The following is a 19,801-nucleotide window of genomic DNA, read 5'->3' as shown; positions in this document are numbered from 1 at the left end:
TTTCAAACAAGAAATACGACCGCCAAGGCACGGATCGTTCGCCATTCGCCGAAAAGCACTCATAAAAGGAACGCCCGATGTACCGAGATCGCATCCGCCTGAAATCCCTGTGGGGCAAGGTGGTTCCGGCGGAAGAGGCCGCCTTCCTCATCAAGGACGGCATGACCGTGGGCATGAGCGGCTTCACCCGCGCCGGCGACGCCAAGGCGGTTCCGCTGGCGCTGGCCGAGCGCGCCGCGTCGGAAAAGCTGAAGATCACGCTGATGACCGGCGCCTCGCTGGGCAACGACGTGGACCGCATCCTGACCGAGGCGGGGGTGCTGTCGCGCCGCCTGCCCTTCCAGGCCGACCCGGTTCTGCGCAAGGCAATCAACCGCGGCGAGGTGATGTTCGTCGACCAGCATCTCTCGGAAACGGTGGAACTGCTGCGCTCGCGCCAGATGGGGCCGGTCGATGTCGCGGTGATCGAGGCCTGCGCCATCACCGAAAACGGCGGGATCGTGCCGACCACCTCCATCGGCAACTCGGCGACCTTCGCCATCCTGGCCGAGAAGATCATCATCGAGCTGAACCTGACCCAGCCGCTGGATCTGGAGGGGATGCACGACGTCTACATTCCGACCCGCCGCCCCTTCCGCGAGCCGATCCCGGTGGTGACGGCGGAAAGCCGCGCCGGCCTGCCCTATATCCCGATCGACCCGTCGAAGATCGCCGCCATCGTGGTGACCCGCAAACAGGACAGCTCCGCCAGCATCCTGCCGCCGGACGACGAGACCAACGCCATCGCCGGCCACCTGATCGAGTTCCTCGGCCGCGAGGTGAAGCTGGGCCGGATGGGCCGCTCGCTGGCGCCGCTGCAGGCCGGCATCGGCACCATCGCCAACGCGGTGCTGCACGGGCTGATCGACGGGCCGTTCCACGACCTGACCATGTACAGCGAGGTGTTGCAGGACAGCACCTTCGAGCTGTTCGACGCCGGCAAGCTGAACTTCGCGTCGGGCTCATCGATCACGCTCAGCGCCGGCAAATATGCCGAAGTGCTGCCGAAGATCGGCTCCTACAAGGGCCGGCTGCTGCTGCGTCCGCAGGAGATCTCCAACCATCCGGAGGTGATCCGCCGCCTTGGCGTCATCGGCATCAACACGGCACTGGAGTGCGACATCTATGGCAACGTCAACTCCACCCACGTCAACGGCACGCAGATGATGAACGGCATCGGCGGCTCCGGCGACTTCGCCCGCAACAGCCACCTCGCCATCTTCGTCACCAAGTCGCTGGCCAAGGGCGGCGCCATCTCCAGCGTCGTGCCGATGGTCACCCATGTCGACCACAACGAACATGACGTCGACGTCCTGGTGACCGAGGTCGGTCTGGCCGACCTGCGCGGTCTGGCACCGCGCGAGCGGGCGGAGACCATCATCCGCAACTGCGTCCATCCCAGCTACCGCGAGTTGGCGACGGACTATCAGCGCCGGGCGCTCCAGCGCGGCGGCCACACCCCCCACCTGCTGGAGGAAGCCTTCGCCTGGCACACCCGCTTCCAGCAGACCGGCAGCATGATGCCGACGCCGCTGGCGGCCGGATAGGGGCCCTCAAAAACGGGCGGGCCGCGGAATGCCGCGGCCCGTTCCCGTTACCTGTACCGGTCAGACATGCTGTCCGCCATTGCGCTCCAAGTAGAGAAGCAAGGCGGGATAATAGTGCTTGCGCTCGGACGAAATCTTCTCGCAGAAACGCTTTGCGGCCCCGCTCTTGAGCCAGTCCTCAAGCTGACCGTTCTGACGTTTTTCCGCGACGATGGCATCGATCGCGTCCAGAATCTTGTGTATCACCTCAGGCCTCGTCTTATGAAGATCGGAGCGGCGTCTTCGTCGCCCTCACGATCTTATATGCGCCCGGCTGCCGGTGATCGGTCCTGCATTCTGGGAATGGCTGCGTGTTGCAATGCACAAAACGACGCAGGTGGCTCCGTCAATCCGGAGATTTCGGCGCATCGGTCAACCATGCGGCCAGTCGATGGCGTAGGCGAACCAATCGCTCAGTGCCAATCTCCCCAATTCGACCGCTCAACAGCGCTCCATCGATCACAGCGAGCCGACCCAACCGCACTACGCTGGTCACCTTCAGGCCTGTGTCATTGAAATCGGGATCTTCGGGAGTGAGAATTTCATCAAGATCGGGTTCAGCTTGCCGGACCTGTGATGAAACCATACAGACAAGCCAATCATCGAACTGGGACGATGCCTGTCGGATCATCAATACCGGCCGCAGCTTGCTCCCGTTCAGATCCGTGAACGGGAACGGCACCAACGCAATCTGACCAGCCTGTTTCATCGCCAGACTTCCCGCAGATCGCCACGGCTGTAGGTAACGGGGTCATCCTCCATCCCCCGCATCGCCTGTTCCATGCTGAACTCTGCGAATTGATTACCGGACCACTCGTCCCTTCCTGCATCCTTGGAAGCAGCGAAGCGGGCAGCCAGGAATTCGACGAAATCAAAAACTTCGGCCTGCTTGTCTTCGGGCAAAGCCTGCAGCTTCTTGATCAGCTCAGCATAGCCCATGGCGACCTCTCTTTCGGCAACATGTACCTGACGACGGTACATTATAGCAGGATCAGGTCAATCCGGCATCCTCACCGCCCGGCCGTCCCACCCTCACGCCCTCTCCCGCTCATCCTCCGACGGACGCAGAGCCTGTCCCGTCGGACACAGCCGCAGCAGCACGCAGCGGTCGCAGGCCGGCGCCTGATGGTAACAGCAGCGCTGGCCATGCAGCATCATGACCTCGTGGTTGTCGTAGACCTGCTGGGCGTCCCAGTCCGCCGGCAGCTGCGCTGACAGAACCGCATGCGACGGGCCGACGGCGAGGCTGGCGGGGATCAGGCCGGTGCGCACGGCGACGCGGTGGTGATGGCTGTCCACCGGCAAGGCCGCCTGCCGCAGGGTGGAGAAGCTCAGCACCGCCGCACTGGTCTTCGGCCCCACCCCCGGCAGTTCCTCCAGCCACGAACGCGCCTCCGGCACGGTCATGCCGGACAGCAGGTCGAGCGACAGGCTGCCGACCCGTTCGGTGATGCGGCGCAGGATGGCCTGGATGCGCGGGGCCTTCTGCTCCGGCCAGGTGACGCCGGCGATGGTCGCCTCCACCTCCGCGACCGGGGCGTCGCGTACCGCTTCCCAATCCGGCCAGCGCCGCCGCAGCGCCTTGAAGGCGGCGCCCGAGGCGGCATTGCGGGTGCGGTGCGACAGCAGCGACGACACCAGCTCGCTCAGCGGGTCGAGGCTGTGGAAATAGGCGACCGGGCAGCCATAGACGGTGCACAGCAGCCGGTGGATTTCGAGCGCCTTGTCGCGCAACGCAGCGGGGTCGGTCATGAGAACCGACAACAGCCGAACCGGTAAGGCGTTACCGGTAAATCATCAGGCTCCGCCCTACCCCACCAGCCCCGACATCACCGCGCGCAGCTGCGCCGGCTTCACCGGCTTGTTCAGCACCAGACAGCCGGCCGCCTTGGCCTCGTCCGCCAGTTCCGGCGTGCGGTTGGCGGTGACGATCACGGCGGGCAGGATGCGGCCGCAGGCGGCGCGCAGCCGCGCCACCTCGTTGACGCCCAGCGCCCCGTCGTCGAGGTGATAGTCGGCGATCAGCAGGTCCGGCGGCTGCGGCATGCCGGACAGCAGGGCCAGCGCCTCGTCGCCGTTGGTGGCCGACACCACGTCGCAGGCCCAGCCGCGCAGCAGCGCCTCCATCCCCGCCACCACCGCCGGCTCGTTGTCCAGCACCAGCACCGAGGTGCCGGCCAGCCGGTTGGTCATCGGCCGGGCGGCGATGCTGGCCGGGCGCGCCGCGCGGCGTTCGGTCCCGCGCGGCACGGTGACGGCGAAGACCGAACCCTTGCCCGGCTCCGACCGCACGGTGATCGGGTGGCCCAGCATCCGCGCGACGCGGTCGACGATGGCGAGGCCAAGCCCCATGCCGCGGTCGCGCCCCTTGGTGACGGGGGTGTCGAGGCGGCGAAACTCCTGGAAGATCTCGGTGATCTTGTCGCGCGGAATGCCGGGACCGTTGTCCCACACCTCGATCCGGATGCTGCCGTCGCCGGTCCGGCGGCAGCCGACCACCACCCGGCCGCCCTGGACATAGCGCAACGCGTTGGACAGGAAATTCTGCACGATCCGGCGCAGCAGCCGCATGTCGCTGCGCACCACCGCCCCCGATCCCACCACCTTCAAATCGATGCCGCGCTCCGCCGCCACCGCGGCATATTCGGTGGCGAGCGGCGCCAGGATGCCGCGCAGCGGGAAGTCGCTGACCTCCGGCGTCACCGCCCCGGCGTCGAGCTTGGAAATGTCGAGCAGCGCCGACAGCAGATCCTCGACCGACGCCAGCGCGACGTCGATGTTGTCCACCAGCTCGGCATTGCCGGCCGGCTGCTCCAGGTCGGCCAGCGCCGAGACGAACAGGCGCGCGGCGTTCAAGGGCTGCAGCAGATCGTGACTGGCGGCGGCGATGAAGCGGGTCTTCGACAGATTGGCCTGATCGGCCTGGGATTTCGCCTGCTGAAGCTGGTCGTTCAGCGTCATCAGCGCGGATTTCTCCGCCTGCTCGGATTCGCGCCGCCGCTCCTCCTCATGCTTGATGACGGTGATGTCTGTGTAAACGCCGACGATGCCGCCGTCGCGGGTCCGCCGCTCGTTCACCTGGATCCATCGGCCGTCCGACAGCCGGTTCAGGAATACGCCCTTCAGGTCGTGGCGGTGTTCCATCCGCTCGCGCAGCCAGACGTCGGGCGGCGGTTCGCTGACCGCACCGGCGGCGGCGACCATCGCCACCAGATCGTTGAAGCGGATGCCGGCCTGGATGCGCCCCGCCACCGACGGCCAGTAGGACAGGTATTTGCGGTTGCACAGCACCAGCCGGTCGGACGAGTCGAACAGGGCGAAGCCCTCGTTCACCGACTCGATGGCCTCGAACAGCCGAGTCCGCATGGTGTCCGCCAGTTCCTTGGCGCGGGCGAGGTCGCGGTTGCTGTCCTCCAGCTTGTGCAGGGCACGTTCCAGCTCCAGCGTGCGCTCGCGGATCTTCTGCTCCAGCACGATGGCGGTCTGGAACAGCGAGAAGGCGCCGCCCTGGAAGTCCATCGACCGCTCGACCCGGTCCATCAGCACCTTGTTGATGCGCTGCAGCTTGGCGTTCTCGCGCTCAAGCTCGGCGATGCGGTCGGCGGGATCGAGAGTCCAGCTGCGGGTTTGGATGCCGGCCATGGCTTAGCGCCCTCCGATGGCGACGCCCGTGAAGGTCTGGTTGACGTGCATGCCGTTCACCTGTTCGCCGTAGGCGCAGAATCCGACAACCCGGTTGCGCGCCAGCCGTTCCGACATGACGGCATTCAATTGCCGCTGCTCCATCTCCAGCCGGCGCAGGATGCAGTCGCAGCCGAGGATCAGGTCGGGAGCGCCGACCTCCTCCTCGATGCCCGCGATCAGCCCGTCGAAGTTGGAGACCGGATCGACCCCCTCCGCCACCGTCAGGACGATGCCCTCGTCGATGGCGCAGAAGAAGGTCAGGCTCTCGTCGTCATTCACTTTCTGGATCGAGCGGACATGATACTGGCCGCCGACCCGCACCACGACCGGGTGGGAGGCGAAGATCATCGGGGTCAGCGGCTCGCCCTCCAGACCGACCAGCCGGGCGTACTCGCGGCCGGCCGGCTCGGCATTGATCTCGTGGACGATGCGGTGCTGCGGGTCGGCGCCGGTGACCACCATCTTGCGGTCGGAGCTGACGAAATGCTGGGTGCGGAAGACGGTGAAGGGCCGGTTGGTGGTGAACAGCGTCACCACCGCCGCATTGGGATGGAAGGCGCCTTCGTGCAGGACGAAGGTGCGCTCGAAATGCAGGTCGTCGCCGGCCGAGGCGCCGAACAGCGGGATGTCGATCAGCGCGTTGTGCAGCGCGCTGACCACCGTCTCCTCGCTCATCGACAGGCCGTCGATCAGCAGCATGGCGAAGCTGCGGGCATCCTCGCCCAGCGGCACCGGCCGGCTCGCCATCGCCCGGTCGCGGCGCGACAGCAGCGAGCGCGCGATGGCGGTGCTGTCGGCGATCTCGAAGCGGTCGACATGGTCGACCAGCGCGGTGACGATGCAGAAATCCTCGCTTGGGAAGCCCACCGCCACCAGGGCGTTGGTGGTGTAGCCGCCGGGACCGATCTCCCCCGCCGTGGTGCAGCCGATGACCGGCACCATGCCGAACTCGCGCGCCAGCGCGTCGGCCAGGGCGTCGCGGTCGTAGCTGGGGGCGCAGAACACCACCACCAGCTCCAGCGCCGCCTCGCCCAGTCCGGCGCGCAACTCCCGCGCCGCCTCTTCGGGGCGTTCGGCATGGGTCACGGCGCGCGGCATGCCGTCGCCGGACGCGGTCGTCACCGGGCCGTTTGCGGAGGGGTTGTCTGCGGAGATCTCGCCTGTGGACATCGATGCCGCCTGCGCCTCCCTCTCGGTGCGCGGATGCGATCCGGCAAGGGTACTCCAGGGATGGCGGCGGGCAAGACCAATCCGCGGACCGGTGAAGGAGGACATGATGCGGGGCGGCTCCTGAAGATGCTCGGCCTAGACAGTCTCAGCCGGCTGCGGCTCCGGCAAGCCCGCCAGTTCCTCGTCGGTGAACAGACGGGCCTTGGCGGTAAAGCGGACGCCGTCCGGCGCCTCGATGGAAAAACCGCCGCCGCGCGCCTGGATAACGTCCAGGATGACCTGGGTGTTGCGCCACCATTGAAAGGTATCGTCGGACATGCAGAAAGGCGTGTCGCCAATCCGGCCGATGCAGATGTCGCGCCCGCCCATGCGGAACTCCCCCTTCGGCAGGCAGAGCGGCGCCGACCCGTCGCAGCAGCCGCCCGACAGATGCAGCATCAGCGGCCCGTGCTTCGCGGCAAGGCGGTCCAGCAGGGCGATGGCTTCGGGGGTGGCTGCAACGCGGCCTGTCGGCGCGGGGGCGGTGGGCATGGGACGTTCCTTTATCACGGAACCACGCGGGGAAAGAAAAAAGGCCGGGGGACGCGCCCCCGGCCCAGGTTTGCCCGATAGGGAGGAGCAGGGCTCAGAAGAAGCCGAGCGCTTTCGGGCTGTAGCTGACCAGCAGGTTCTTGGTCTGCTGGTAGTGGTCGAGCATCATCTTGTGCGTCTCGCGGCCGATGCCGGACTTCTTGTAACCACCGAAGGCGGCGTGCGCCGGGTACAGGTGGTAGCAGTTGGTCCACACGCGGCCGGCCTGGATGCCGCGGCCCATGCGGAAGGCGCGGTTGCCGTCGCGGGTCCAGACACCGGCGCCAAGGCCGAACTCGCTGTCGTTGGCGATGGCCAGCGCCTCTTCCTCGGTCTCGAAGGTCGTCACGGCGACGACCGGGCCGAAGATCTCCTCCTGGAAGATGCGCATCTTATTGTGGCCTTCCAGGATGGTCGGCTGGACGTAGTAGCCGCCCTCCAGCTCGCCGCCCAGATGGGCACGGCCGCCACCGGCCAGAACCTTGGCGCCCTCGGCCTTGCCGATCTCGATGTAGGAGAGGATCTTCTCCATCTGCTCCTGCGACGCCTGGGCACCGATCATCGTGCCGCCGTCCAGCGGATGGCCCTGGGCGATCTTGTTGACGCGTTCCACCGCCAGCTTGATGAAGCGGTCATAGATCGACTTCTGGATCAGGACGCGGCTCGGGCAGGTGCAGACCTCGCCCTGGTTCAGCGCGAACATCGCGAAGCCTTCCAGCGCCTTGTCCAGGAACTCGTCGTCGGACGCCATCACGTCTTCGAAGAAGATGTTCGGCGACTTGCCGCCCAGCTCGACGGTCGACGGGATGATGTTCTCGGAGGCGTACTGCAGGATCAGGCGGCCGGTCGAGGTCTCGCCGGTGAAGGCGATCTTCGAGATGCGCTTGTTGGTGGCGAGCGGCTTGCCGGCCTCGATGCCGAAGCCGTTGACGACGTTGATGACGCCCGGCGGCAGCAGATCGCCGATCATCTCCATCAGGACCATGATCGCCATCGGGGTCTGCTCGGCCGGCTTCAGCACGATGCAGTTGCCGGCGGCCAGCGCCGGGGCCAGCTTCCAGGCGGCCATCAGCAGCGGGAAGTTCCAGGGAATGATCTGGCCGACGACGCCCAGCGGCTCATGGAAGTGGTAGGCGTAGGTGGTGTGGTCGATCTCGGCGATCGAGCCTTCCTGGGCGCGGATGCAGCCGGCGTAATAGCGGAAGTGGTCGATGGCCAGCGGAACGTCGGCGGCGCGGGTCTCGCGGATCGGCTTGCCGTTGTCCAGCGTCTCGGCCAGCGCGATGATCTCCAGCCGCTCTTCCATGCGGTCGGCGATCTTCAGCAGGATGTTCGAGCGCTCGGTCGGCGAGGTGCGGCCCCAGGCGTCCTTGGCCTTGTGGGCGGCGTCCAGCGCCAGCTCCACGTCGGCGGCCTGGGAACGGGCGATCTCGCACAGCGGCTTGCCGGTAATCGGGGTCAGGTTGGTGAAGTATTGGCCGTCCACCGGCGCCACCCACTGGCCGCCGATAAAGTTGTCGTAGCGGGGGCGGAGCGCGATCTGCTTCTGGAGCGTTTCGAGAGCCTGGTGGAGCATTTGGGCCGTTCCTCTCAGTGTGGTGAACCGGTCAGGTCTCCGGTCCAACGCGTTTGTCGGGGCCATTCAGCCACTCTGAGAGGTGCAGGGTAAATTGTACTATGGAAGGAGACGGTGCGGGGGTGGGATTGTTCGTGTCCCACCCAATGACGGTTCACCCAATGACAGGATCTCCCGGGCGCTTCACTCCGCCGGCTGACGCCCTTCGACATAGCCCTTGCGCAGTTGCTCCTGATACCAGCGGCGGTGGTGCTCCATCGCCCAGTTCTCGTCGACCTCGCCGGAGCCCATGGCGTCGAAGGCGCCTTCCATGCCGATGGTGCCGATGTAGATGTGACCGATCACCGCGGCGATCAGCGCCGCCGCCACCAGCCCGTGGATGACGTGGATGGTCTGCATCCCGCCGATCCCGGTGACGGCGAAGGGCACCATCAGCAGATAGCCGGTGGCCGCCATTGCGACGCCGCCAAGCACGATGCTCCAGAACACCAGCTTCTGCCCGGCATTGAAGCGTCCGGCTTCCGGATGATGGCCGCCGGCCTTGGAGAAGAGTCCGCCGGCCGTCCTGATCCAGGTCCAGTCGGCCTTCTCCGGGATGTTGTCGCGCAGCCAAAGCGCGACGATCATCACCAGCCCGACGACGAAGGGCACGCTGACGAAGTTGTGGATCGACTTGGAATATTCCGCCAACGGTGTGAAGGCCTGATGGCCGATCAGCGGGATCAGCAGCGGCCGGCCGAAGGTCATGATCACCCCGGTCAGCGCCATGGTCAGGAAGCTGACCGCCGTCGTCCAATGGGCGAAGCGGTCCAGTTCGTTGAATCGCAGCACCAGCCGCCCCGACTTGCCGCCATGGATGCGGATCGTACCGCGATAGAGGAAGAAGCCCGCCAGCACGACGATCATGCCGACGGCCAGCCCGCCGATGGCCAGCCGCAGCGTGTGGGTGCGCCATTCCCGCCACTCCCGCCCTTCCGGCTGGACCAGAACCGCCAGCTTCTCGTCCGGGATGCTGACGCGGCCGACGACCTTGTCGTCCTGCGGGACATAGAGCGGCACCTGCTCCTTGGTGGTCGGCGAGTTGGGGCCGGGCACCTGGGTGAGCTGCGCTTGTGCGAAAGTCGGAGCGGCCAGACCGGAAACGGCCAGCAGGGCGATCAGCAGCAGGGCGTGCAGGGGGCGCATGGTGGTCTCCCAATTGACGAATTGGCGCCTTACTTGCCCCCACCCCAACCCTCCCCCGCTGGGCGGGGGAGGGAGCGAGTGCTTGTGCGGGAGAGTGGCGGCAGTCCCTCCCCCACCCAGTGGGGGAGGTTAGGTGGGGGTCTAACGTCGCACTCGCTCAGGACCTCTCACGCCCCTCCCGTCCCCGGCCCGCCGGGCGCATAGGGGGAGCCGCGCTCATTCCGCCCATAGGCGGTGGACCAGCCCGGCGCACCGGAGCCGTAGCCACGCCGCACCGACCGTTCCTGATAGATGTCGGCCAGGATCGCCCCGTCGCCGGCCATCAGCGCGCGGGTGGAGCACATCTCCGCGCAGAGCGGCAGCTTGCCCTCGGCCAGCCGGTTGGCGCCGTATTTCTGGTACTCCTCGACGCTGCCGTCCGGTTCGGGGCCACCGGCGCAGAAGGTGCATTTGTCCATCTTGCCGCGGCTGCCGAAGTCGGTGGTGCGCGGGTATTGCGGCGCGCCGAACGGGCAGGCGTAGAAGCAGTAGCCGCAGCCGATGCACAGGTCCTTGCTGTGCAGAACCACCCCATCCTCCGTCTGCAGGAAGCAGTCGACCGGGCACACCGCGGCGCAGGGCGGGTCGTTGCAGTGCATGCAGGCCATGGAGATCGACCGCTCGCCCGGCTTGCCGTCGTTCAGCGTGACCAGCCGGCGGCGGTTGATGCCCCAGGGGATCTCATGCTCGTTCTTGCAGGCGGTGACGCAGGCGTTGCATTCGATGCAGCGTTCCGAATCGCACAGGAACTTCATCCGGGCCATGTCTGATCAGCTCCCGCACGTCATGCCGGTTCGACCCGGCAGAGGGTGACCTTGGTTTCCTGCATGAAGGTGACGGGGTCGTAGCCGTAGGTCGTCACCCCGTTGGCCGGCTCGCCCAGCACGATCGGGTCGGTATCGGGCGGGTAGTTGCCGCGCAGGGACTCGCCTTGCCAGAAACCGGAGAAGTGGAAGGGCAGGAACACCGTGCCGCTGCCGATGCGGTCGGTGACCAGCGCCCGCACCTTGGCCTTGCTGCCGTCCTCCGGTCCATGGACCCAGATCCAGGATCCGTCCCGGATGCCCAGCCCTTCGGCGTCCTTGGTGTTGATCTCCGCGAACATCGACTGCTGCAGTTCGGCCAGCCAGGGGTTGGACCGGGTTTCCTCGCCGCCGCCCTCATACTCGACCAGCCGGCCGGAGGTGAGGATCATCGGGAAGCGCTGGCGCAGGTCGCTGTCCGCCACCTTGAACTGGAGCGAGCGGGCAAGCTGGACCAGACGGAAGTCGCGCCGGTCCTCGATGGCCGGGAAGGTCTTCACCAGATCGGGGCGCGGGGAATAGATCGGCTCGCGGTGGATCGGCACCGGGTCGGGCAGGTTCCAGGCGACGGCGCGCGCCTTGGCGTTGCCGTGCGGCACGCAGCCATGCTTCAGCGCCACGCGGATGATGCCCATCGACAGGTCGGTCTGCCAGCTGACGCTGTCGACGTTGGCGCCGCCGATGGCCTGGATGACGCGCATCTCGTCGGGCGTCAGGTCCTTGTCCCAGCCCAGCTTCTTCAGCACGGCCATGGTGAATTCGGGATAGCCGTCCTCGATCTCCGACCCCTTCGAATAGGAGCCATCGGCCAGCAGCGAGACGCCGTTGCGCTCCACCCCGAAGCGGGCGCGGAAGACGCCGCCGCCGTCCATCACATGGCGGGAGGTATCATAGAGCACCGCCGATCCCGGATGCTTGATCTCCGGATGGCCCCAGACCGGCCAGGGCAGGCCGTAATAATCGCCGGCACAGGGGCCGGAGGAGGCCCGCATGCTGATCTTGTCGAAATCGGCCTGATGCTTCATGTGCATCTTCAGCCGTTCCGGCGACTGGCCGGTGGCGCCGATGGACAGGCAGCTGCGGTTCATCTCGCGCAGGATGTCCTCCGGCACCGGCCGGTCTTCCTCCACCGTGATGTGCTTGAACATCTGGTCGGCGAAGCCCAGCTTGCGCGCCAGCTTGTACATGATGGTGTAGTCGTCCTTCGATTCGAAGATCGGCTCCACCACCTTCTCCCCCCACTGCATCGAGCGGTTGGAGCAGGTGCGCGACCCGTCGGTCTCGAACTGGGTGCAGGCCGGCAGGATATAGGTGCCGTTGCGCCGTTGCTTGATCGCGGCGAAGGTGGTCGGGTGCGGGTCGGCGATGACCAGAAGGCTCAGCTTCTCCAGCCCCTTCACCATGTCCGGCATGCGGGTGACGGTGTTGCCGCCATGGCCGAAGCACATCATGGCGCGCAGGGGGCTGGGCTGGTCGATGTCGCCCGGCTTGGCCAGCACCGCGTCGAACCAGCGGGTGGTCGGGATGCCCTTCGTCTCCATCAGCTCCTTGGAGGCGAACCGGCTCTTCATGTAGTCGTATTCGACGTCCCAGGCGCGCGAGAAATGCTTCCACGCTCCTTCGGCCAGCCCGTAATAGGCGGGCAGCGTGCTGACGTCGAGGCCGAAGTCGGTGGCGCCCTGCACGTTGCAGTGGCCGCGATAGATGTTGGCGCCGCCGCCGGCCACGCCGATGTTGCCCAGCGCCAGCTGCAGGATCGACAGCGCGCGGACGTTGGCCGTGCCGACCGTGTGCTGGGTAACGCCCATGCACCAGATCACCGTGCTGGGCTTGTTCTTCGCCATCACCTCCGCCACCCGGCGCAGCTGGGGGCCGGGAACGCCGGTCACCCGCTCGACCTCCTCGGGCGTCCACTTCTTCACCTCGGCCCGGATCTCGTCCATGCCGTAGACGCGCTGGCGGATATACTCCTTGTCCTCCCAGCCGTTCTCGAAGATGTGCCACAGCAGGCCCCAGGCGATCGGGATGTCGGTGCCGGGACGGATGCGGACATATTCGGTGGCGTGCGCGGCGGTGCGGGTGAAGCGCGGGTCGATGACGATGAAGGGCGCGCGGTTGTGCTCCTTGCCGCGCAGCATGTGCTGCATCGACACCGGGTGCGCCTCCGCCGGGTTGCCGCCGACGATCAGCAGCGCCTTGGAGTTCTGGATGTCGTTGTAGCTGTTGGTCATGGCGCCGTAGCCCCACGTGTTCGCCACGCCGGCGACCGTGGTGGAGTGGCAGATGCGCGCCTGATGATCGACGTTGTTGGTGCCCCAGAAGGCCGCCAGCTTGCGGTAGAGATAAGCGCCCTCGTTGGAGAATTTCGCCGAGCCCAGCCAGAACACCGCGTCGGGGCCGGACGCCTTGCGGATGTCCAGCAACTGGTTGCCGATCTCGTCGATCGCCTGGTCCCAGCCGATGCGCTGCCAAACGCCGTCCACCAGCTTGAGGGGGTATTTGACCCGGCGGGTGCCCTTGGTCAGTTCGCGCACCGAGGCGCCCTTGGCGCAGTGGGTGCCCTGGTTGATCGGGCTTTCCCAGCCCGGCTCCTGCCCGACCCAGACGCCGTTCTGCACCTCGGCGATCACCGTGCAGCCGACCGAGCAGTGGGTGCAGACGTTCTTGCGCGTCACCACCTCGACATTCGGCAGGATCGGGCCGGCTTCGGCCTTGCGGATCATCGCGCCCGGCAGCGCGCCGACGGCGGCGATGCCGCCCGCGGCAAGGCCGGAGCGGCGCAGGAAGCCGCGGCGGCTGACGCCCGACTCCAGGCTGTCGGCCAGCGCGGCGACCAGACCGGTGCGCTTGTTGCCTGTCGTTTTCGCCGAGCTGCGTTTGACCAGCATGGACACCCTCCGGATCGCCCTACAGGCGGTTCAGCGCGTAGAAGCGCTTGACGTGTTCGGTTTCGCGGTAGCGGGTCTTCACCTGCTCCTGCGGCGCTTCCTCCGCCCGCGCCTCGTCTCCCGCCGGCAGCATTGTGGCCGCGGCGGCGCCGGCCGCACCCAGGCCCAGCGTCTTCAGGATGTCGCGGCGCTGCAGGGGATTGCGCGCGGGTTCTCGCGGCGTCTTCATATGTCGGCCTCCTCCAGCTGGTCGGTCTGTCGCCAGTCGGTCTGTCGGTTGAGTGCTTCCCGTTCGATCTCCAGGAACAGGCGGCCGATGGTGCCGACCGGGCGGTAGAGGCCAGCCGCCTCCGCCCCTTCCAGGTCGGCGAAGAAGCGGTCCGCCCAGGGCGTCAGGTGGCTGTCCAGCATGTGGCGCTGCACCGCCGGGTCGGCCCCCTCGCGGATCAGCACCGCCATCACGTCGCAGAGTGCGGCGATATGGTCCTCCGGCTCCGAAACGTCGGGCGCGCGCTCCAGCCCCAGCGCCTGCAGGTCGGCGCGCAGGGCCGACAGCGGACGGTCGGTCAGGAAGCCGGTGCGGTAATAGGAGGCGTAGGGGACCAGCTCGCCCTGGACGACGCCGATGAACAGCGCGTTGAACTCGCGTTCCGCCGCTTGGGCGTCGGTGGCGCGGGCGCGGGCGGCCAGATCGTCGAAGGCGCGGCCGATCGGCGTCGCATCGCCGGTGAGGCCGCCCAGCAGCGCCAGCAGATCGGCGCCCGGCGGGGCGGCCAGAGTCAGCGCCAGCAGCCGGTAGACGTCGGCGCGCAATCCATCCGCGCCGCTTTCCGGATCATGAACCGTCATCACACTCCCGCAAGCCGCTCCGGAACTCTCTTCAAAAGCCATGACCGGTCGAAAGCCATGACTTGCCCGAACATGGACAACGCCGGGCAAGACCAAAGGTTGCCTTACCCGGTCGGGGTTATCCTGCTGGGGTCATCCCATTTTTCGGGGAAGAGTTCACTCCTTATGGTCGGCCTGCGGACGGCCGGAGAGGTTTCGGTGTTCGACCGACGCCTCCTCCCCCACCCGCGCGCCCACCGAGGCGTAGGTCTCGTCGGCGCTGCGGGCGAACAGGCTCGGCAGGATCGCCCAGGCGCCACCCGCCAGGACGAGGATGGCGACAAGCGCGGCGAGGAAGGCTTTCATCGGCAAATCTCCGGACAGCGCTGACCGGAACGAAGCCGCGCTGCCGGCTCCGCCCACGCCACCCACAACGCTGCCCGAGCCGGAATGTTTCCCTCCGATCTTTTCCGCTTGATATGCTCCAATCGAGCACATATGGTTTTGCTCAGAACGAGCATAGAGCGGAGCACATGATGCCCGAGGTCGCCGAACTCGCCTACACCCCCGCCGTCGCCGCGGCGACCGCGCCGATCTACGACCGCATGAAGCGCGTCGTCCCGGCCATCGAATGGCCCTTTCACGCGCCGCTGGTCCACGCCATCAACGAGCTGAAGCGCGAGCGCAACGCCGTCATCCTGGCGCACAACTACCAGACGCCGGAGATCTTCCACGGCGTGGCCGACATCGTCGGCGACAGCCTGGCGCTGGCCGCCAAGGCGACCCAGACCGACGCCGATGTCATCGTGCTGGCCGGCGTGCATTTCATGGCGGAGACGGCGAAGCTGTTGAATCCGGCCAAGACGGTGCTGATCCCCAGCCGCAACGCCGGCTGCTCGCTGGCCGACAGCATCAACGCCGCCGATGTCCGGCTCCTGCGCGAAGCGCACCCCGGCGTGCCGGTGGTCGCCTATGTCAACACCTCGGCCGAGGTGAAGGCGGAGGTCGACATCTGCTGCACCTCCGGCAACGCGGTGGAGGTGGTGGAATCGCTGGGCGTCGACCGAGTGATCTTCCTGCCCGACGAGTATCTGGCGAAATACGTCGCCACCCAGACCAAGGTCGAGATCATCGCCTGGAAGGGCCATTGCGAGGTGCACGAGCGCTTCACCGGCGCCGAGATCGAGGATTTCCGCCGCCGTTTCGACCGGCTGACCGTGATCGCCCACCCCGAATGCCCGCCCGACGTGCTGAAGGCGGCCGATTTCGTCGGCTCCACCGCCCGGATGATCGACTTTGTCGGCTCGGAAAAGCCGCCGCGGGTGCTGATGGTCACCGAATGCTCGATGAGCGACAACGTCGCCGCCGCCTCGCCCGAGACGGAGTTCGTGCGGCCCTGCAACCTCTGCCCTCACATGAAGACGGTGACGCTGTCCAGCATCCTGGAGTCGCTGCAGACCCTGGAACCGCGCGTGGAGATCCCCGACGCGCTGGCCGCCCGCGCCCGCCGCTCGGTGGAACGCATGCTGGCGGTGAAGCCGAAGTAACCCCCCTCTCCCCCCCGGGGAGAGGGTCGGGGTGAGGGGGACCCGCTTCGAGGATCTCTTCGGCTGCGCCGAACCCCCTCATCCTAACCTTCTCCCCAGGGGGGAGAAGGGATCTGATTGCGTTGTGTAGGAGTCCCCCCATGACCTCCAGCACGCCTTACGATGTCCGCGATGCCGAGGTGATCGTCGTCGGTTCCGGCCTTGCCGGGATGACCGCGGCCCTGCAACTGGCACCCCGCGCCGTCACGCTCATCACCAAGACCGCCAACCTGCCCGGCGGCTCCAGCCTCTATGCCCAGGGCGGCATCGCCGCCGCCGTCGGTCCCGGCGACCGGCCGGAGGACCATGCCGCCGATACCGTCGCCGCCGGGGCCGGGCTGGTCGATGCGGCGATGGCGGCCCTGCTGACCCGCGACGGCGCCGCGCTGGTCCGCCGGCTGCTCGACGACGGCCTGCCCTTCGACCGCGCGCCCGACGGCTCGCCGCTGCTGGGCCGCGAGGCCGCCCACGGCGCCGCCCGCATCGTCCATGCCGGCGGCGACGCCACCGGCCGCACCCTGGTCACCGCCCTGGCCGAGCGCCTGCGCGCCACCCCGTCGGTGCGGGTGGAGACCGACGCCTTCGCCGTCGACCTCGTGCTGCGCAACGGACGGGTCTGCGGCCTGCTGGCCTGCCATCCGGAGGGTTGGGTGCTGCACCGCGCCCCGCGGGTGATCCTGGCGACCGGTGGCATCGGCGCCACCTTCGCCCGCACCACCAACCCGGCGGAGGCGACCGGCGACGGCCTCGCCATCGCAGCAAGAGCCGGCGCCCGGCTGGCCGACCTGGAGTTCGTCCAGTTCCACCCGACGGCGCTGGCCGTCGATGCCGACCCGGTGCCACTCCTGACCGAGGCGTTGCGCGGCGCGGGCGCCCTCCTGCTCGACCATGCCGGCCACCGTTTCATGCCCGACGAGCATCCGCTGGCCGAACTGGCGCCACGCGACGTGGTGGCCCGCGCCATCGGCCGGCGCGTCGCCGCGGGGGAGCCGGTGTTCCTCGACCTGCGCCCGGCGCTGGCCTCCAAGCCTGGCGGCTTCCCCACCGTGCTGGCACTCTGCGCCGAGCATGGGCTGGATCCCTTCGCCGGGCCGATGCCGGTGGCCCCCGCCGCCCACTACCACATGGGCGGGGTGGTCACCGACGCCGACGGGCGCACCAGCCTGGAGGGGCTGTGGGCCTGCGGCGAGGTCGCCTGCACCGGCGTCCACGGCGCCAACCGGCTTGCCAGCAATTCGCTGCTGGAGGCGCTTGTCTTCGGCGCGCGCGTCGCCCGCGATGTGGCGGAGCGCCCTCTGGCGCCGCTGCCGCCCTTCGCCCTGCCCCGTCCGCCGGCGGTCGCCGCCGACGTCAGCCATATCCTGCTCGACGCCATCGGAGCGGAGGCGCGCAGCGCGCTCTATGACGGCGCCGGGCTGGTCCGCGACGGGCTGGGGCTGCTGGCCGCCCGGCGCAAGCTCGACCGGCTGGCGGCGGCGCTCGACATGCTCCGCTGCGAGGAGGATGACGCCCATGAGGACGCCAAGGCCCCGCCGGAGATCGTCCGCCAGTGGGGCGAGGCGCGCAACCGGCTGCTGGTCGGCCGGCTCGTCGTCCATGCCGCGCTGGCGCGGGAGGAAAGCCGCGGCGCCCATTGCCGCAGCGACCATCCCCTGCCCAATCCCGCCTTCACCCGCCGCACCCTGACCCTCAGCGAACTGGCCGGCACCGCCGGTCCCCTGTCCGGAGACGCCGCATGCTGCATCCTCTGACCGTCGAGCCCATCGTCCGCGCCGCCCTGGCGGAGGATCTGGGCCGGGCCGGCGACATCACCACCGACAGCATCATCCCGGCCGATTCGGTGGCGACCGCCCGCATCGCCGCCCGCAAGGACGGCCGCGTCGCCGGGCTGGAGGCGGCGCTGATCGCCTTCCGCCTGCTCGACCCGGCCATTTCGGTGACGGTGGAGCGCGCCGACGGCGACGACGTGGCCCCCGGCGGCACCATCGCCAGCCTGACGGGCAAGGCCCGCGCCCTGCTGACGGCAGAGCGCACGGCGCTGAACCTGATGGGCCGGCTGTCCGGCATCGCCACCGCCACCCGCGCCCTGGTGCGCGAGGTGGAGGGCACCAACGCCCGCATCGTCTGCACCCGCAAGACCACCCCGGGCCTGCGCGTTCTGGAAAAGCATGCGGTGAAGCTGGGCGGCGGCTTCAACCACCGTTTCGGGCTGGATGACGCGGTGCTGATCAAGGACAACCACATCGCCGTCGCCGGCGGCGTGCGCCCGGCGGTGGAGCGCGTCCGCGCCGCCATCGGCCACATGGTCAAGGTGGAGGTGGAAGTCGACACGCTCGACCAGCTGGACGAGTTGCTTGGCCTGCCGGTCGATGTGGTGCTGCTCGACAACATGGACCCGGACACGCTGCGCCGCGCCGTTCGGATGGTCGACGGCCGCCTGCTGACCGAGGCGTCGGGCAACGTCACGCTCGCCACTGTCCGCGCCATCGCGGAGACCGGCGTCGACATGATCAGCTGCGGCTGGCTGACCCACAGCGCCCCGAACCTGGATCTGGGGCTGGATATGTGAGGGTGAGACTTGGAAAGGATCCCCTCTCCCCCCCGGGGAGAGGGTTAGGGCGAGGGGGTGACGCGGCGAGGACTCCCGAGAATCCACGCTATGCATCCCCCTCACCCCGACCCTCTCCCCGCTCTCAGCGGACCTTCGGTCCGCCTGCTGCGACAGCGCAAACTTCGTTTGCGCGAAAGCGGGGGGAGAGGGAGATATTCCCAGATGTTTCCTACTACGCCGCCAGCTTCTCGACCTTGCCGTCCAGGCCCATCAGCAGCAGTTCGACCTCGAGGTCCGGGTGGCGTTCCTTGACCATCGCCTTCAGCTTGGTCAGGTACTGGCCATGCACCTCGGCCTCCTTGGCCGGATCGGGCGACAGGTCCATGCCGAGGAAGACCTTGTAGGCGCCGCAGTCGCGGTGATCCATGACGATCACGCGCTTGATGTGATGCAGGTCCTTGGCGACCGCGACATGGTCCCAGAACGCCTCGCCCCAGGCCGGCTTCTTGTCGGTCAGCGCGCCCAGGCTGGCACCGGCCAGGATGACGTGGTCGTAGTTCGCCTGCATGTTGCGGGCGTTCATGTAGCTGGCGACATGGCCCATCAGGCGATAGTCCATGCAGGACAGCAGAAGCGTGTCGACGCTGCCGGCCAGCGCCGGGCGGCTCATCATCATCGGCGCCATCAGCGTCACGCCGGCGCCCAGCGTCGCCAGCTTCAGGAACCCGCGGCGCGAGCTGTGCTCGCCCTGGCAGCAACCATGGTGATGACCGGTCGAATGATCCATTGTGCCCTCCCAACACGCCCCGAACCCGTATCGGGGGTTTCACGCGCGATGGTGGCGGATAAGTATTAAAAATTCCAATACATGGGGTTCCACAGTGCGGAAAAGCAACGATCGCTCGCCTCTGTGGTATTTTTCGGATAGATCGACCCACAACCTGTTTTCTTTGCATTCCCGAACGGAAAAGAAAACGGGCCGCCCCGGTGAGGGACGGCCCGTTTCCATGCATGGATGTTCCCGGTCGTCAGCGTTCGGCTGTCATCCGCCGCGCGTGGTGCTCGGCGCCGGCGTTCCGGCCGACCCGACGGTGCTGGAGGCCGGCGGCGGCGAAGCGCTCGCGCTGTGGCTGGACGAACAGTCCGCGTTGGCGATCCCCGCCGTCAGGAGAGTGGCGAGACCGAACAAAGCGGCGACGACCGGACTGGCTCCATGAGACATTGGATCACCTCCTTTCTGAAACGTTGCGACCACCAACAGATTGCCACAGTACGGCACTCGGTCAATGACCGAAT

Annotated in this window: 20 protein-coding genes; 5 read left to right on the top strand and 15 right to left on the bottom strand. The window is 67.6% G+C overall.

The window, feature by feature from the left end; genetic code table 11:
• The first annotated feature begins 77 nt into the window (after positions 1-77).
• Positions 78-1,586 carry an acetyl-CoA hydrolase/transferase family protein gene (locus PWS46_RS23835; protein ID WP_434624039.1) on the top strand — a complete coding sequence of 503 codons (1,509 nt, stop codon included), beginning with the start codon at positions 78-80 and terminating at the stop codon, positions 1,584-1,586.
• A gap of 60 nt (positions 1,587-1,646) precedes the next feature.
• Here the strand turns inward: PWS46_RS23835 and PWS46_RS23830 are convergent, their stop codons facing one another.
• The 14 genes from PWS46_RS23830 to PWS46_RS23765 form a co-directional block, all read right to left on the bottom strand.
• The gene (locus PWS46_RS23830) at positions 1,647-1,832 is read right to left on the bottom strand and encodes a hypothetical protein (RefSeq protein WP_109156220.1); all 186 of its coding nucleotides are present in this window, start codon (positions 1,830-1,832) and stop codon (positions 1,647-1,649) included.
• Between the two features lie 139 nt (positions 1,833-1,971).
• The gene (locus PWS46_RS23825; protein WP_434624037.1) at positions 1,972-2,334 is read right to left on the bottom strand and encodes a type II toxin-antitoxin system PemK/MazF family toxin; all 363 of its coding nucleotides are present in this window, start codon (positions 2,332-2,334) and stop codon (positions 1,972-1,974) included.
• Complete coding sequence (locus PWS46_RS23820) at positions 2,331-2,564, bottom strand: DUF2281 domain-containing protein (protein WP_149269270.1); 234 nt, start codon at positions 2,562-2,564, stop codon at positions 2,331-2,333. Before PWS46_RS23820 ends, PWS46_RS23825 begins: the two co-directional genes overlap by 4 nt.
• Positions 2,565-2,657: 93 nt before the next feature.
• Positions 2,658-3,377, bottom strand: a complete 720-nt coding sequence (locus PWS46_RS23815) for an endonuclease III domain-containing protein (RefSeq protein ID WP_434624035.1) — start codon at positions 3,375-3,377, stop codon at positions 2,658-2,660.
• A gap of 57 nt (positions 3,378-3,434) precedes the next feature.
• A complete protein-coding gene (locus tag PWS46_RS23810; protein ID WP_434624032.1) occupies positions 3,435-5,267 on the bottom strand; it encodes an ATP-binding response regulator in 1,833 nt (610 codons plus the stop codon).
• A gap of 3 nt (positions 5,268-5,270) precedes the next feature.
• Positions 5,271-6,431, bottom strand: a complete 1,161-nt coding sequence (gene nosP, locus PWS46_RS23805; RefSeq protein WP_434624030.1) for a nitric oxide-sensing protein NosP — start codon at positions 6,429-6,431, stop codon at positions 5,271-5,273.
• A 183-nt stretch (positions 6,432-6,614) separates the two neighbouring features.
• Positions 6,615-7,010, bottom strand: coding sequence for a DUF779 domain-containing protein (locus tag PWS46_RS23800; protein WP_434624027.1), 396 nt, complete (start codon positions 7,008-7,010; stop codon positions 6,615-6,617).
• 94 nt (positions 7,011-7,104) lie between these two features.
• Positions 7,105-8,625, bottom strand: coding sequence for an aldehyde dehydrogenase (gene adh, locus PWS46_RS23795; RefSeq protein WP_136701205.1), 1,521 nt, complete (start codon positions 8,623-8,625; stop codon positions 7,105-7,107).
• 183 nt (positions 8,626-8,808) lie between these two features.
• Positions 8,809-9,810, bottom strand: a complete 1,002-nt coding sequence (locus tag PWS46_RS23790; protein WP_434624025.1) for a formate dehydrogenase subunit gamma — start codon at positions 9,808-9,810, stop codon at positions 8,809-8,811.
• 167 nt (positions 9,811-9,977) lie between these two features.
• Positions 9,978-10,613, bottom strand: a complete 636-nt coding sequence (gene fdh3B, locus PWS46_RS23785) for a formate dehydrogenase FDH3 subunit beta (RefSeq protein WP_434624023.1) — start codon at positions 10,611-10,613, stop codon at positions 9,978-9,980.
• Positions 10,614-10,633: 20 nt separating this feature from the next.
• The gene (locus tag PWS46_RS23780; RefSeq protein WP_434624021.1) at positions 10,634-13,540 is read right to left on the bottom strand and encodes a formate dehydrogenase subunit alpha; all 2,907 of its coding nucleotides are present in this window, start codon (positions 13,538-13,540) and stop codon (positions 10,634-10,636) included.
• Positions 13,541-13,559: 19 nt separating this feature from the next.
• Positions 13,560-13,769 carry a twin-arginine translocation signal domain-containing protein gene (locus PWS46_RS23775; RefSeq protein ID WP_434624019.1) on the bottom strand — a complete coding sequence of 70 codons (210 nt, stop codon included), beginning with the start codon at positions 13,767-13,769 and terminating at the stop codon, positions 13,560-13,562.
• On the bottom strand, positions 13,766-14,389 hold the full coding sequence (locus PWS46_RS23770) for a TorD/DmsD family molecular chaperone (RefSeq protein WP_434624017.1): 624 nt from the start codon (positions 14,387-14,389) through the stop codon (positions 13,766-13,768). Before PWS46_RS23770 ends, PWS46_RS23775 begins: the two co-directional genes overlap by 4 nt.
• A 156-nt stretch (positions 14,390-14,545) precedes the next feature.
• The gene (locus PWS46_RS23765; protein ID WP_434624015.1) at positions 14,546-14,734 is read right to left on the bottom strand and encodes a hypothetical protein; all 189 of its coding nucleotides are present in this window, start codon (positions 14,732-14,734) and stop codon (positions 14,546-14,548) included.
• Positions 14,735-14,904: 170 nt separating this feature from the next.
• Here PWS46_RS23765 and nadA point away from each other — a divergent pair, with 170 nt between their 5' ends.
• From nadA to nadC, 3 genes are all read left to right on the top strand, one after another.
• The gene (gene nadA / locus PWS46_RS23760; protein WP_434624422.1) at positions 14,905-15,915 is read left to right on the top strand and encodes a quinolinate synthase NadA; all 1,011 of its coding nucleotides are present in this window, start codon (positions 14,905-14,907) and stop codon (positions 15,913-15,915) included.
• 140 nt (positions 15,916-16,055) lie between these two features.
• On the top strand, positions 16,056-17,705 hold the full coding sequence (locus PWS46_RS23755) for an L-aspartate oxidase (protein ID WP_434624013.1): 1,650 nt from the start codon (positions 16,056-16,058) through the stop codon (positions 17,703-17,705).
• Complete coding sequence (gene nadC / locus PWS46_RS23750) at positions 17,690-18,523, top strand: carboxylating nicotinate-nucleotide diphosphorylase (protein ID WP_434624011.1); 834 nt, start codon at positions 17,690-17,692, stop codon at positions 18,521-18,523. Before PWS46_RS23755 ends, nadC begins: the two co-directional genes overlap by 16 nt.
• A 214-nt stretch (positions 18,524-18,737) precedes the next feature.
• Here nadC and PWS46_RS23745 read toward each other — a convergent pair whose 3' ends face one another.
• On the bottom strand, positions 18,738-19,292 hold the full coding sequence (locus PWS46_RS23745) for a carbonic anhydrase (RefSeq protein WP_434624009.1): 555 nt from the start codon (positions 19,290-19,292) through the stop codon (positions 18,738-18,740).
• Between the two features lie 220 nt (positions 19,293-19,512).
• Here PWS46_RS23745 and PWS46_RS23740 point away from each other — a divergent pair, with 220 nt between their 5' ends.
• Positions 19,513-19,722: a hypothetical protein gene (locus PWS46_RS23740; RefSeq protein WP_434624007.1), complete on the top strand. Its 210-nt coding sequence runs from the start codon at positions 19,513-19,515 to the stop codon at positions 19,720-19,722.
• The last annotated feature ends 79 nt before the right edge of the window (positions 19,723-19,801 follow it).

Source organism: Azospirillum sp. B2RO_4, from assembly GCF_051124815.1.
Taxonomy (GTDB): domain Bacteria; phylum Pseudomonadota; class Alphaproteobacteria; order Azospirillales; family Azospirillaceae; genus Azospirillum.
The sequence above is the reverse complement of the archived record's forward strand: the minus strand, read 5'-3'. Positions and strand labels throughout refer to the sequence as shown.